At 68.9% G+C, this 13656-nt stretch carries 10 protein-coding genes; 7 read left to right on the top strand and 3 right to left on the bottom strand.

The genetic code is table 11. The features are described 5' to 3' along the window. Positions 1 to 55 precede the first annotated feature (55 nt). From ASC91_RS27365 to ASC91_RS27345, 5 genes are all read left to right on the top strand, one after another. On the top strand, positions 56 to 1681 hold the full coding sequence (locus ASC91_RS27365; protein WP_056205079.1) for a FecR domain-containing protein: 1626 nt from the start codon (positions 56 to 58) through the stop codon (positions 1679 to 1681). Continuing rightward, entirely contained in the window at positions 1678 to 4059 is a 2382-nt protein-coding gene (locus tag ASC91_RS27360; RefSeq protein ID WP_056205077.1) for a CHASE2 domain-containing protein, read from the top strand. The genes ASC91_RS27365 and ASC91_RS27360 overlap by 4 nt, the downstream gene beginning before the upstream one ends. A gap of 200 nt (positions 4060 to 4259) precedes the next feature. Further along, positions 4260 to 7019: a TonB-dependent siderophore receptor gene (locus ASC91_RS27355; protein ID WP_056205073.1), complete on the top strand. Its 2760-nt coding sequence runs from the start codon at positions 4260 to 4262 to the stop codon at positions 7017 to 7019. A gap of 126 nt (positions 7020 to 7145) precedes the next feature. Next, the gene (locus ASC91_RS27350; RefSeq protein WP_056205070.1) at positions 7146 to 7601 is read left to right on the top strand and encodes a (2Fe-2S)-binding protein; all 456 of its coding nucleotides are present in this window, start codon (positions 7146 to 7148) and stop codon (positions 7599 to 7601) included. A gap of 10 nt (positions 7602 to 7611) precedes the next feature. Further along, positions 7612 to 9840 carry a xanthine dehydrogenase family protein molybdopterin-binding subunit gene (locus ASC91_RS27345; RefSeq protein WP_082533062.1) on the top strand — a complete coding sequence of 743 codons (2229 nt, stop codon included), beginning with the start codon at positions 7612 to 7614 and terminating at the stop codon, positions 9838 to 9840. 1 nt (position 9841) lies between these two features. Here ASC91_RS27345 and ASC91_RS27340 read toward each other — a convergent pair whose 3' ends face one another. Continuing rightward, the gene (locus ASC91_RS27340; RefSeq protein WP_235532124.1) at positions 9842 to 10057 is read right to left on the bottom strand and encodes a heavy-metal-associated domain-containing protein; all 216 of its coding nucleotides are present in this window, start codon (positions 10055 to 10057) and stop codon (positions 9842 to 9844) included. A gap of 27 nt (positions 10058 to 10084) precedes the next feature. Here ASC91_RS27340 and ASC91_RS27335 point away from each other — a divergent pair, with 27 nt between their 5' ends. Beyond that, positions 10085 to 10639, top strand: a complete 555-nt coding sequence (locus tag ASC91_RS27335; RefSeq protein ID WP_056205065.1) for an NADPH-dependent FMN reductase — start codon at positions 10085 to 10087, stop codon at positions 10637 to 10639. Further along, complete coding sequence (locus ASC91_RS27330) at positions 10636 to 11535, top strand: pirin family protein (protein WP_056205062.1); 900 nt, start codon at positions 10636 to 10638, stop codon at positions 11533 to 11535. Before ASC91_RS27335 ends, ASC91_RS27330 begins: the two co-directional genes overlap by 4 nt. A gap of 4 nt (positions 11536 to 11539) precedes the next feature. Here the strand turns inward: ASC91_RS27330 and ASC91_RS27325 are convergent, their stop codons facing one another. Continuing rightward, a complete protein-coding gene (locus tag ASC91_RS27325; RefSeq protein ID WP_056205060.1) occupies positions 11540 to 12274 on the bottom strand; it encodes a hypothetical protein in 735 nt (244 codons plus the stop codon). Then, positions 12271 to 13290 carry an ATP-binding protein gene (locus ASC91_RS27320; RefSeq protein WP_056205055.1) on the bottom strand — a complete coding sequence of 340 codons (1020 nt, stop codon included), beginning with the start codon at positions 13288 to 13290 and terminating at the stop codon, positions 12271 to 12273. Before ASC91_RS27320 ends, ASC91_RS27325 begins: the two co-directional genes overlap by 4 nt. Positions 13291 to 13656 lie beyond the last annotated feature (366 nt).

Below are 13656 nucleotides of genomic sequence, written 5' to 3'. Positions count from 1 at the left end.
TCGCCCATTCTCAGGTATGACTAGGATGCACCCTGCTACCAGGGAAGGGGCTCCGATGAATGCACTGAGAGTCTGGCTCGCCATGAGCTTGATGCTGGCCTGTGGGTGGGCCGTCGGGCAGACCGACGCGGCCGATGCCGACTGGCGTTACCGCATCCAGCCGGGTGACACGCTGATCACATTGACCGATGCCTGGCTGGCGCCGCCCAGGACCTGGCGCGATCTGCAGAAGCTCAACCGCGTGCCCGATCCGCTGCGGTTGATGCCCGGTTCGACCCTGCGCATGCCGGTGGCCTGGCTGAAGCGCGAGGCCAGCGTCGCCGAGGCCGTGTTCGCGCGCGGCCAGGTCACGCGCCAGCGTGGTGCGGCGAGCGAAGCACTCACCGCCGGCACGACGCTGCAAGGCGGGGACCGCATCAAGACCGGCGCTCAGTCCAGCGCCAGCCTGCGTTTCGCCGATGGCTCGCGGCTGCTGATCCCGCCCGACAGCGACATCACGCTGGACCAACTGCTGGTGCTGGGCCGCGGCGCCATCCCCGCGGTGCGCATCGGCGTGCAGCAGGGCGGTGCGGACAGCCGCGTGACGCCCAACGCACAGCGCGTGCCGTTGTACGAAGTGCGCACGCCGCATGTGAACCTGGGCGTGCGCGGCACCGAGTTCCGCGTGCAGACGGCGGGTTCGCAGAGCCGCATGCAGGTGCTGTCCGGCGCCGTGCATGCCGGTGGCCTGGGCCCCGACGTGGCGAGCGGCCAGGGCCTGCTCGCCGAGGGAGCAGCGCGCAGCGTCGCGCCGCTGCTGTCGGCGCCCGATCTGAGTGGCCTGGTGCCCGTGACGGAGCGGCTGCCGCTGCACCTGGCCTGGGTAGGCGGTCCGGCCGGCGCTGCCACCTGGCGCGTACAGCTGTACGTTGGCGGTGACTTCGACCGCCTGCTGCTGGATGACGTCGTGGGCGAGCCGGCCGTCACCTGGCCCGAGGTGCGCGAGCTGGCCGACGGCGACTACACGCTGCGCGTGCGCGCCATCGACGCGCGCGGCCAGGAGGGCGCCGCTGCCGATGCAAGCATCCGCCTGCTGGCCCGGCCTGAGCCGCCCTTCATCCAGGCGCCTGCGCCCGGTGCCGTCAGCTACGCCGGTGGCACGGCCTTCGCCTGGACGCGCAACACGGTGGCGCCAAATGTGCGCCTGCAGATCGCGCGGGATGCCGGCTTCAAGGACCTGGTTCTGCAACCCTCACCCATTGACGGCGCGAACTACGACGCCCGACTGCCCGACGGCCTCTATCACTGGCGCATCGCCTCCGTCGAAGCGGGCGGCCGTGCCGGGCCGTTCGGCGACCCGCAAACCTTCGAGATCAGGCCGCCGCCGCCCGCGCCACCGCCGGCCGAGCCGGAGGTCAGCGGCGACCAGTTGAAGCTGCGCTGGCGGGCCGACCCGGACGTCACGCGCTACGAACTGGAATGGTCCAAGACCGAGACCTTTGACGGCGCGGACGTGCAGCGCTTTGCAACGGACAAGCCCGAGCTCGCGATCCCGAAGCCATCGCCGGGCAAGTACTTCTTGCGCGCCAAGGCCTTCAACGCCGCCGGCGCGGCAAGCCCCTGGGGCCAGACGCAGATGATCGAGCAGCCCTATCCGCGCTGGCTGTGGCTGCTGCCCTTGCTGCTGATCCCCGTGCTTTGAAACGCTGGCCCTGGCTCGCCCTGCCCGGAGCACTGCTGCTCTGGGCGCTGCTGAGCCTGACCGGCGCGCAGCCGCGTATCGACCGCGCCATCGGCGACCTGTTGCTGCGTGCCGCCGCGCCCGCGGCACCGCCACCCACCAGCGTCATCGTCGACATCGACGACGCCTCGCTGCTTGTGCTGCGCCAGCCCCTGGGCGAGTGGCCCTACTCGCGCGAGGTCTATGCGCTGATGCTGGACTACCTCGGCCAGGCCGGTGCCCGCCTCGTTGTCGTCGACATCGTCTTCGCCGGCCCGCGTGAAGGCGATACACGGCTGGCGCAGACCTTGGCCGCCGGCCCGCCGACGGTGCTCGCGGCTGCCGGCCTGGCGACGCGCCAGCGCGCCGGCGTCGAACTCGCGCCAGCCAGTGCGGCCGAGCAGCGCGCGCTGACCCGCCTGGGCGCGGCCCATGCGCCAGGCCTGGACTGGGACGCGCTGACGGCCCCGGCCGATGCACTGCTGGACGCGCTCGCCGAGCCCGCCAGCCTGGGAGTCATTTCGGTGGCCCTGGACGACGACGGGCTGCTGCGCCGCCTGCCGTTGTTGCATCGCGTGCAGGGGCGCAGCCTACCCAGCCTGGCCTTCGCTGCGCGGCTGCGCGCCGATGGTGCTCTTGGCTGGCGGCGCGAGGGCGACGAGCTTGTCGCGGGCGCGCGCCGCTGGCCTGTGGACGAGGCCGGCCAGCTGCGCCTGCGCCTGCCGTTGGGCGGCGGCGAGCCACCACGCGTGTCCTGGCAGCGCCTGATGCGCGCGGCCCTGGGCGAGAGCGAGGACGCCGAGCTGGCCCGATTGCTCGCCGGCCGCAGCGTCTTCGTCGGCAGCAGTGCCTTCTTTGCCGATGAGGTCATGACGCCCCAGGGCCGGTTGTCGGGGACGGCGCTGAACGCTGCCGTCTTCGAAGCCCTGGGCGCCGAGCCGCTGGCGCTGCTGCGCGAGCGCGGTGCGGGCGTGTGGGCCGTGGATGCATTGTTGTTCGCCCTGGGTGCGTTGCCCCTGCTGTTGCGTCGCCAGGCGCTGGCGGCGGGCATCGCGATGGCGGCGCTGCTGTTCGCGTCCTGGAGTGCTGCGTGGGCCGGTACGCTGCCGACGCTCGCGCCTGGCTTCTACCTGCTCGCGCTGGCCCTGCTGCTGACAGCCGTCGAGCACGAGCGCCACGCCCGTGAGCGGGAGCGCGAGCTGACCCGCGAGCGCGAGCTGGCCGACGCGCGCAGCCGCGCCAAGACCGAGCTGCTGGCCCAGGTCAGCCACGAGATGCGCACGCCGATGAACGCCGTGCTGGGCTTCTCCGACATCCTCGCGCGCTCGCCGCTCAAACCGGATCAGGCCCATTACGTCGAGGTGCTGGGCCATGCCGGTCGCCAGGTGTTCGCCCTCATCAACGACCTGCTCGACAACGCCCGCATCGAGAGCGGCCGGCTGGAGCTGGCCTCGCATCCCTTCAATCTGGTCGACCTCGTCGAGTTGCAATTGGAGCTGCTGCGCGAGCGCGCCCAGAGCCAGGGCCTGTGGCTGCGCGTGTTCGCGCGCACCGAAGCGGCGGGCTGGGTACTGGGCGACCAGCAGCGGGTGGCGCAGATCGTCACCAACCTGGTTGGCAACGCCATCAAATTCACCAAGACGGGCGGCGTGACGGTCGAGCTGTCGCGCAGCACCCAGGGCCAGGTGCTGATCAGCGTGCAGGACACCGGCATCGGCATTGCACCCGACGGGTTGGAGCGCATCTTCCAACCCTTCGCCCAGGCGGATGCGACCATCGCGCAGGAATTTGGCGGCACCGGCCTGGGCCTGGCCATCACGCGCAGGCTGGCGCGGCTGATGGGCGGCGATGTCAGCGTGCGCAGCCGTGTAGGCGAGGGCAGCTGCTTCGAGGTGCGGCTGGATCTGCCCGACTCGCAACCGCCGCATGCCGGCCCGGCAGAGACGCGCGCTGAACGCATGGCGCCGAGCCGTCCGCTTGAGCTGCTGCTGGCCGAGGACAACGACGTCAACGTGCTCGTCATCGAGGGCATGCTGCAGCCCCTGGGCCACCGCATCACGCGGGCGCGCGACGGCGAGCAGGCCCTGGCCGCACTGCGTGAGGGCACGGGCGAGGGTGACTTCGACCTCGTGCTGATGGACATGCTGATGCCCGGGCTGGACGGGCTGTCGGCCACTCGGCAATGGCGGGCCATCGAAGCTGCCGAGGGCAGGCAGCGCACGCCCATCGTCGCGCTGACGGCGAACGCGTTCGACACCGATGTGCAGCAGTCCCTGGCGGCTGGCTGCGACGCCCATCTGACCAAGCCCCTCAGCCTGGCGGCGCTGCTGCGGGCGCTGGCCAAGTACGCGCGAGTCTGAGCCTTGCGGCGCCGGCCGCGGACGTGAAGGAAGTCAGGCCCTAATTCGCAGTGCTGTGAATGCGCCACAGCCTGACTTCCCGCAGGGGAGGAGCCATGAACTGCGGCTCAACACTTCTTTGCATGAGGGCAACAAGCCGCGCCGCGGCGGGGGTCGGGGGCGACCCTTCACAAGGCCCCAACTGACAGGAGTGAGCTTCCATGCAACACCGTCACACCCGACTGGCGCTGGCCTTGCTGGCCGCCGGTATCGCCGGCTCGGCCGCTGCGCAGAACGCACCGGCCCAACAGCAGCAGCTCGAGCGCATCACCATCACCGGCTCGTCGATCAAGCGGGTTGAATCCGAGACGGCCCTGCCGGTGTCGGTGATGACGCGCGACCAGATCGAGAAGACCGGCGCCACCAACGTCGAGGACATCCTGCGCCGCATCGGTGCCAACACCGCCGTGCAGTCGGACACCACGCAGGGCGCCGGCTATTCCCAGAGTTTCGCCAACCTGCGCGGCCTGGGCCCCAACTCGACGCTGGTGCTGCTGAATGGCCGGCGCCTGGCCAACTTCGCCTTCGGCTCCATCGGCGGCAATTCGTCAGTGGACCTGAACAGCATCCCTTTCGCGGCCATCGACCGCATCGAGGTGCTGCGTGACGGCGCCTCGGCCGTGTATGGCACCGACGCCGTCGGCGGCGTCATCAACTTCATCACCCGCAAGGACTACGACAAGGGCGCCGTCACGCTGAAGTACGGCGCACCCGAGAAGAGCATCGGCGGCAAGGAGACGAGCGCCTCCATCGCCTTCGGCATGGGCGGCCTCAAGACCGATGGCTACAACCTGCTCGTGACCGGCAACGTCAAGAAGCAGACCAAGGTCAGCTCCCTCGACCAGAAGTGGTATCTGCGCGGCATCGACGAGATCCCCGGCTCCGATCCCCCCACCTCGGGCCGCTCCTTCCCAGGTCGCCTCGTCGACTTCAACATCACGCCGGGCGCCTATGCCAACGCGGGTACCAACTTCAGCCCCTGCGACCCCAACTTCAACACCATCCAGACGCTGACCGCGACGACCCCCAACGGCACGCCGATCAAGCGCTGCCGCTTCATCTACCCGGCCATGCAGGAGAACCTGCCCGACTCCAAGAAGGCCGATGCCTTCGGTCGGTTGACGCTGGACACGGGCGGCGATTCGCAGGTCTTCTTCGAGGCCAGCTACGCACGCAACGACTCCATCGGCCGCACTGCCGCCGTGCCCATTGACTCGACGGCGGGTCATGTGAAGGCCGACGGCACCTACCCGTCCTTCGCCTTCCCCATCTCGAGCAAATACTTCCCGGCGGCACTGCTGACCAGCCTGGGCTACACGCCGGCGCAGTTCGACACGCTGGGTGGCGGTTTCACCGAGATCGCGATGCGTTCCGTGCCGGTCGGCCCGCGCACCAACAACGTGTTGAACGAGCAGACCCGCTTCGTGGCCGGTGCCGCCGGCATCTTCCAGGGCTGGGACTACGACGCCGGCCTGACGATGTCGCAGGCCAAGGGCTCGCTGGACTACTACAACTACCTGCATGAAGGCCGCTTCATCACCGAACTGGCCACCGGGGTCATCAACCCCTTCGGCCCGCAGGATGAAGCTGGGCTGGCCGCGCTGAACCGTGCGCGCATGGAAGGCCCGATGCGCCGTTCCAAGAGCACGACCTACGCCTTCGACGCCAAGGCCAGCACCGAGCTGATGGCCATGAGCGGCGGCCCGATGATGCTGGCCGTCGGTACCGACCTGCGCAAGGAAAAGGCCGACGACCATGCCGTGAATGCCGACTATGAGCTGGGCCTGCACATCGGCGGCGAAGGCACGGTGCCCAAGACCGTGGCCTCGCGCACCATCTATGCCGTGTTCAGTGAGCTGTCCATGCCCTTCGCCAAGGGCTGGGAGGCCACGGTCAAGGCGCGCTACGACAAATACAGCGACTTCGGCGGCACGTTCAACCCGGGCGTGACGCTGCGCTTCCAGCCCAGCCGCGAAGTGCTGCTGCGCGCCAGTGCCGGCACGGGCTTCCGCGCCCCGACGCTGTGGGACGTGAACAGCCCGACGGCCTTCACCAACACCGCCAACTCCCTCGTCGACCCGAACTGCCCGCCCGGCCAGGCCGGCGACCCGCGCTGCGAGACTCAGTTCAACGTGCGCCTGTCCAGCGACCCCTCGCTCAAGCCCGAGAAGTCGCGCCAGTATTCCTTTGGCGCGGTGTTCGAGCCGATGCGGGACCTGTCCATCGCGCTCGACTACTGGCACATCCAGAAGAAGGACCAGATCGGCACCATCGGCGGCGACGCCATCATGTCCGACCCGATCCTTTACCAGCGCTACAACACCCGCATCCACCGCCTGCAGCCCAGCGGCTTCATCAGCTACATCGAGACCCCGGTCGAGAACCTCGGCGATCTGAAGACCAACGGCATCGACCTCGACGTGAAGGCGGGCTGGAGCTTGGGTTCCATGGGTCGCCTGAGCGCGAGCTACGCCGGCAGCTTCATCAACCAATGGAAGCAGCAGAACGGCAAGGGCACGCCGTTCGTGTCCTATGAGGGCACGGCCGGCGACGGCGCCGGCGTGCAGCCGGTGCCCAAGTGGCAGCACACCCTGGGTCTGGACTGGAACATGGGCAACTGGAACCTGACGCTGGAGAACATCTTCGTCAAGGGCTGGACGGAATCGGCCGGCCTGGTGGAGGCCAACGTCGGCCCGCTCGTCGAGCACAAGGTCAAGGACAGCAGCCGCTGGAACTTGGGCCTAGGCTGGAAGCCCATGCCCACGCTGGCCCTGCGTGTCGGCGCGCGCAACCTGCTGGACCAGGACCCGCCGTTCACCGCCGTGTCCAGCTATGGCTCGCACGTGACCGGCTATGCGGGTTCCTTCGTCGACCCGCGTGGCCGCTTCTGGTACGCCACGGCGAGCTACCAGTTCAAGTAGGCGGCGCCGGAGTGGCTACGTCTTGGGGGCTCTTCGGAGCCCTTTTTGTTTGGCAATGCCCGAGTGATGTACGGGGACACCGCAAGTGGCTAGAGTCGCCCGCGTCCCACCCCCCTGAGGAATCCCATGATCAACATGACCGTCAACGGTCGCGCCGTCTCGCTGGACGCCGAGCCCGATATGCCCCTGCTGTGGGCCGTGCGGGAGGAATTGCAGCTGACCGGCACGAAATTCGGCTGCGGGGCGGCCCAGTGCGGCGCCTGCACCATGCACGTGGCCGGGGCGCCGGTGCGGTCCTGCCTGACGCCCATCTCCTCGGTGCAAGGCCCGGTGACCACCATCGAGGGCATCGCCACCGACAAGGTCGGCCAGGCCGTGCAGGCCGCCTGGGTCGAGCATGACGTGGCCCAGTGCGGCTACTGTCAGAGCGGCCAGGTCATGAGTGCGGTTGCGCTGCTCAAGGGCAACAAGAAGCCCAGCGACGCGCAGATCGACGAGGCCATGGCCGGCAATCTCTGCCGCTGTGGCACCTACACCCGCATTCGCGCGGCCATCCACACGGCTGCGGCCAAGCTCGCCTGAGGAGGCCGACATGCTGAATCCCCGTCGTATCGACCAGGCACTGACCGCGGGCTCCCTTGGAGTTTCCCGCCGCAGCTTCGTCACCACCACCGTCGGCGGCGCCGTCGGCCTGGCGCTGTTGCCTGGCATGGCGAGCGCCCAGGCGCCCAAGCCCGGGTCCAAGCCGACTGAACAACCGTTGGCCTTCGTCACCATCGCCAAGGACGGCACCACCACCATCCTGTGCAACCGCATGGACATGGGCCAGGGCGTCGAGACCGGCCTGGCCATGATCTGCGCCGAGGAGCTGGAAGCCGACTGGAGCAAGGTCCGCACCGGCTTTGGCGACCAGAAGGCCGCCTATGTGGACCCGCTTTTCGGCATCCACCTGACCGGCGGCTCCAACTCGGTCAAGAACAGCTATCAGCAGTACCGCGAGCTGGGCGCCCGCACCAAGGCCATGTTGCTGGCCAGCGCTGCCGAAAGCTGGGGCGTGCCGGCCGCGTCGCTGAAGGCCGAGAACGGCGTCATTTCAGGTGGCGGCAAGAGTGCCGGCTACGGCGAATTCTTCGACGCCGCGATGAAGGGCACCGTGCCCGAGGCCGTCACGCTGAAAGACCCCAAGACCTTCAAGCTGATCGGCAAGCCCACCGGGCTGGTCGTCAGCCAGGCCAAGAGCACCGGCACCCAGGCCTACGGCATGGACGTGCAACTGCCCGGCATGGCGGTGGCCGTCATCCAGCGGCCGCCGGTCTTCAACGGCAAGGTCGCCAAGCTCGATTCGACCGAGGCGCTCAAGGTCAAGGGCGTCAAGGCCGTGCTGCCGGTGGCGCTGGACCGCGGTGGCCAGGGCGTGGCGGTGGTGGCCAGCGGCTACTGGGCGGCCAAGAAGGGCCGTGATGCGCTCAAGGTCGACTGGGACCTGGGTGGCGTGGCCAAGCCCGACACCGCGGCGCTGACCAAGCAGTACCTGGCCCTGGCCAAGACGCCCGGCACGCCGGCGCCCAAGCCGGAGTTCCAGGCCGATGCCAGCGCCTGGGCGAAGGCGCCCAGGAAGATCACGGCGGACTTCGTCTTCCCCTATCTGAACCACGCCCAGATGGAGCCGCTGGCCTGCACGGTGGACCTGAAGGCCGACCGCTGCGACTTCTATTACGCGGCCCAGATGCCCGGCATCGATGCGATGAACCTGGCCAAGACGGTGGGGCTCAAGCCGGAGCAGGTGCAGGTCAATGTGCAGATGGCGGGCGGCGGCTTTGGCCGGCGCGCCACGCCCGCCACCGAATGGCCGCGCGAGGCGGCAGCCGTGGCGGTGGCCCTGGCCCAGGCCGGCAAGCCCATGCCGGTCAAGGTGATCTGGAGCCGCGAGGATGACGTCAAGGCCGGCTACTACCGGCCCATGACGGTGCACCGCGCCGAGATCGGCTTCGATGCCGCGGGCAAGATCTCCGGCTGGCAGCACCGCATCGTCAGCCAGAGCATCCTGAAGGGCTCGCCGCTGGAAGGCTTTGGCTACCAGAAGGGCGTGGACGGCACGACGACCGAGGGCATGCGCGATCCCTACGAGATCCCGATGAACCTCAGCGTCCACCACCCGGACGTCAACGTGCCGGTGCTGTGGTGGCGCTCGGTGGGCTCCACCCACACGGCCTATGTCATGGAGACCCTGGTCGACGAGATCGCGTTTGCCACCAAGCAGGACCCGGTCGCCTACCGGCTCAAGCTGATGGAGGGCAACGCCAAGGCCGACCGCCATCGCGCCGCCCTGCAGGCGGCCGTCGACAAGAGCGGCTATGGCAAGCGCAAGCTCAAACCCGGCCAGGCCTGGGGCGTGGCGGTGCACGAGAGTTTCGAGTCGGTCGTCGCCTATGTCGTCGTTGCGAGCATGAAGGGCAAGGGCAAGGATCGCCAGCCGGTGCTGCAGGAAGTCCACGCTGGTGTGCACTGCAACCTGTGCGTCAACCCCAAGGCGGTCGAGACCCAGGTGCAGGGCGCGGCCATCATCGCGCTGGCCACGACCATGCCGACCCACCGCGTGACCTTCAAGGACGGCGTCGTCGAGCAGAACAACTTCTACGACATGGCCATGCCCCGCATGCCCGACGCGCCCAAGGTCATGACGGTCAGCATCGTGCCCAGCAACGACCCACCCAAGGGCATGGGCGAGCCGGGGCTGCCGCCGCTGGCACCGGCGCTCGCCAACGCGGTGGCGCGGCTGACTGGCAAGCGTCAGCGGGAACTGCCGTTCAGCTTCGCTTGAGTCAGGTGCTGGCCGGCGCCGGCGGGTAGCCGGCCTCGGTCAGCACGGCCACCAGTGCCTCGCGGGGCAGGTCGCTGTCGACGTCGGCGGTCTTGGCGTTGCGATCAATCTCGACGCGCGCCTGGGCGTCGGCCGCCTTCAGCGCTTCGGTGATGGCGGCGACGCAATGGCCGCAGCTCATGTCGGGCAGGATGAAGCTGTGCATCGCTGGCATCATGCCCGCATCCACCTTTGCGGTATCGCCATGCACATCATTGCCCTCAGCGGCGCGCTGCGCCGCGCGTCCTACAACACCGCCTTGCTGCGCGCTGCCATCGCGATGGCGCCCGAGGGCGTCACGATCGAGCTGCGCACCCTGCACGGCATTCCCCTCTATGACGGGGACGTCGAGGCCCAGGGCATCCCCGAGGCCGTGACGAAGCTGCGCGAGGAGATCCGTGCCGCGGATGCGCTGCTGATCAGCACGCCCGAGTACAACCACTCCATCCCCGGCGTGCTGAAGAACGGGTTGGATTGGCTGTCGCGCCCCAGCGGCGAAGGCGCCAAGCTGTTTGGCGGCAGGCCCACGGCCGTGATCGGCGCGTCGCCGGGCGGCTTCGGCACCGTGCGCTCCCAGGGCGCGCTGTTGCCGGTGCTGCATGCTTTCGGCTGCGACCACTGGATGGCCGGCGAGCTGCTGGTCTCCAAGGCGGGCTCGGTCTTCGACGCCGACGGCCGTCTCGTTGATGACAGGGTGCGGGGGCAGTTGCAGACCTTTGTCCACGGCTTTGTCGACTTCGTGCGCAAGAGAACGTCATGAGCGTCCACGTCGAGCGCCTCGCCAGCCACATCGGCGACGTGGGCGGCATTCCCATTCAGCGCGCCCTGCCCAACAAGGCGCGGCGCATCATCGGCGCCTGGTGCTTCGCCGACCATGCCGGCCCGGCCACCTTGCCGCCCGAGCGGCGCATGAATGTCGGCCCGCATCCGCACACGGGGCTGTCGACCTTCAGCTGGATGATCGAAGGCGAGATCCTGCACCGTGACAGCCTGGGCTCCGAGCAGGTGCTGCGCCCCGGCCAGGTCAATCTGATGACGGCCGGCCACGGCATCTCGCACAGCGAGGAGTCGCTCTCCGACCGCATCCACCTTGCTCAGCTGTGGATCGCGCTGCCCGATGCCGAGCGCGAACGCGCGCCCAGCTTCCAGCATTTCGCCGAACTGCCGCGGCTCAGCCAGGGTGGCTTCGAGGCGACGCTGCTGGTCGGTGAGTTCGGCAGCCAGCGTTCACCGGTGCCCAGCTTCACGCCGCTACTGGGCGTGGATCTCGTCGCCGACGGCCCGGCCGATGCGGTGCTGGCCCTGCAGCCCGGGTTCGAGCATGGGCTGATGCTGCTGGAGGGCGAGGTCGAGGCCGCGCCGGCCGGCCATGACGCGGTCGAAGTCATCACACCGGGCACGCTGCTCTACATCGGCCCAGGCTGTACGTCGGTCGAACTGCGCTGCACGGTGGCGTCACGCCTGCTGCTACTGGGCGGCGAACCTTGGAGCCAGCCGCCGCTGCTGTGGTGGAACTTCGTCGGCCGAGAGCTGGCCGAGATGCAGGCCTGGGCGATGGACTGGGCCCGCGAGGATGGCGGGCGTTTCGGCGTCGTCGAGGGCTACCCAGGTCCGCGCATCGCGGTGCCGCCGGTGCCGGCGCTGCGCAAACCCTAGGCGATCACCAGCTCAGCGCGCAGCAGTAGTGGGCCCAGAAGGGCTCCTGTTTCGTGCTCAGACCATAGGCTTTGCCGTCGTAACGATAGGTCCATCGCTGCGGTGCACGGCCGACCTCGGTGACGACGATGTCGGCCCATCCCGCCGGTCCGGGCCGGCCCATGGCCAACGAGAGCTTGGCGACCTGCCAGTTGTCTCCGTTGCTGGCGACTTGCTGCCGGGCCTGGGTTACGGTGCCCATCACCGCGCGCAGGCCGGCTCCGTCCGGCACGAACAGCGTCAACTCGTCTCCCCAATAGGCTTCGGCATAGCGCGAGCCGTAGGCAGAGGAATGAAAGCGCAGCCCCAATGCGCGGAGCTGCGGCGTCAGCTGCCAGGCGGCGGTATCGAGCTTGAAGCTGTATTCGTCGATGCCGGTCAGTGCGTCGGAGTCGACATGCGTCCAGCGCATGTGCAGCGGGCGCAGCGTGCGGGCATCTAGCAGAGCCACTACCACCTCCCAGGCTGCGTCGCCCCTCGGTGATTTGCCGTTGCTCCGGAAGCCCATCACGGCGGCCGAGATCCGGTCCACGGACGGTGGCCAAGGCTTGCAGTGCTGAGAGACCAGATCGCCCAGCCCGACGGCGGGTGGTCGCGCCGCTCGCAGGGCTTGTTCGATCGCGTCGCTGCAGCCCTGACGGTCCTGGGCTTGCGCCAGGGCACAGGCCGTGCCGAGCGCCAGTGCGAGCGATTTCTTCATCCGGCCCTGGCGCTCTTCACCAGCGCCTCGATGCGCGGCGTCGCGTTCACCGCCACCAGCTCAATCTGCGGATTCGCCTTGGCGAACACGCGGAACAGCTCGTCCGTGAAGCCGTGGCCGACGTCGGCCACGCCGTCGAAGTCGATCTCGGCGCGCTTGAAGGCCGACAGCCGGGAGCCGACGCGGCGGGCCTGGGCGCGGGAGTCCAGGGCCTGGCCTTCGCTGGTCAGCAGGCGCAGCTGCACGCGGGTCTGGTCGAACTCGATGCCGTCGCCTGCCAGGCTCCAGGTTTCCATGACTCCGTCAAGCGTGCGCGTCGTGTTCAGCGCGATGGCCATGTAGATGGAGCTGCCCTGGCGCGGCAGGGCGCGGCCCTTCTTCCAGCCGGCGCTCTCCCAGGCTCGGCGCTGGTAGGCGGTGTTGTTGGCGTGGATGTCGAACACATCGGCTAGCTGCGAGCTGAAGAACAGGCCGCGGCCGGTGTGGGCATCGGGGGCACTGGTCAGGCGCCCCTTGCTGAGCTCCAGCATCGCGTGCTGGGGGTCCTCGAGCTGGAAGGCGCTGCAGATCTTGTCGAAGACGCCCATGCCGTCATCGCTGACGAGCAGCTGCACATGGGTGGGCGTCTGGCGCAGCGACACGGTGACGCTGCTGCCGCCGGAATGGTCGGCCGCGTTGTTCACGAGCTCGGTGAAGCCATGCTGCACCATGCGTTCCACATGCTTGGGCAAGGCGAAATGGGGTGCGAAGTCGCGCTGCCAGGGCAGGTCTTCCTGCAGGCCGTAAAGGGTGTAACTGCGCGCCACCTGGCGCAGGCTGCCGGGCGAGAACACCGGTCGGCGGCCGGTGCCGGAGCGGGTCAGCCAGCCGGCGTCCACCAGGCGCTTCAGTGCCGACAGCACGGCGCGGTGGCTGGCCCCGGTGCGCTCCTCGATGTGGGTCGCCAACGCCAGCGAGTGCTCACTGGCCGCGGCGGTGATCCAGTTGGTGAGGTGGTCGAACACCAGTCTTGTCATGAGCACGCATTGTGCTGACTACTTCAATCACGGGGGGTGGGGTCGCTACCGACTCTGGAGGCTGCCGGCCTTTGGGACGGGTGCGCGCCGGGGAGATTTGCCATGCCAGACAAGGCGCGGCCGCCGCTGTGGGGTCATCCCCACGAGGCGGGCGCAACGCTGGATGGCGTGGCAAATCGCCCCGGCCCTACGGGTTGACCCGCCTTCGAGGCTCATGCGGCGTTGCAAATGCTCGCCGGGTAACCCACCCGGCTCCGCTTTGCGCCTTGCCTGACCCCCGAATGCGGGTCAACGCGCGCCCGTCCCAAAGGCCGGCAGCCTCCATAGAATCCCCAACCAGTTACGAAGCGGTTACGGCCTAGGGTG

It is taken from the genome of Pelomonas sp. Root1237 (assembly GCF_001425055.1).
Taxonomy (GTDB): domain Bacteria; phylum Pseudomonadota; class Gammaproteobacteria; order Burkholderiales; family Burkholderiaceae_C; genus Pelomonas.
Note: the sequence above shows the minus strand (reverse complement) of the source record. Positions and strands in the feature narration are given on the sequence as shown.

Coding starts and splice junctions, on each gene's coding strand:
- ASC91_RS27365 (WP_056205079.1), top strand. CDS start 56: ATGAATGCACTGAGAGTCTGGCTCGCCATGAGCTTGATGCTGGCCTGT.
- ASC91_RS27320 (WP_056205055.1), bottom strand. CDS start 13,290: ATGACAAGACTGGTGTTCGACCACCTCACCAACTGGATCACCGCCGCG.
- ASC91_RS27330 (WP_056205062.1), top strand. CDS start 10,636: ATGAGCGTCCACGTCGAGCGCCTCGCCAGCCACATCGGCGACGTGGGC.
- ASC91_RS27340 (WP_235532124.1), bottom strand. CDS start 10,057: ATGATGCCAGCGATGCACAGCTTCATCCTGCCCGACATGAGCTGCGGC.
- ASC91_RS27325 (WP_056205060.1), bottom strand. CDS start 12,274: ATGAAGAAATCGCTCGCACTGGCGCTCGGCACGGCCTGTGCCCTGGCG.
- ASC91_RS27350 (WP_056205070.1), top strand. CDS start 7,146: ATGATCAACATGACCGTCAACGGTCGCGCCGTCTCGCTGGACGCCGAG.
- ASC91_RS27355 (WP_056205073.1), top strand. CDS start 4,260: ATGCAACACCGTCACACCCGACTGGCGCTGGCCTTGCTGGCCGCCGGT.
- ASC91_RS27345 (WP_082533062.1), top strand. CDS start 7,612: ATGCTGAATCCCCGTCGTATCGACCAGGCACTGACCGCGGGCTCCCTT.
- ASC91_RS27335 (WP_056205065.1), top strand. CDS start 10,085: ATGCACATCATTGCCCTCAGCGGCGCGCTGCGCCGCGCGTCCTACAAC.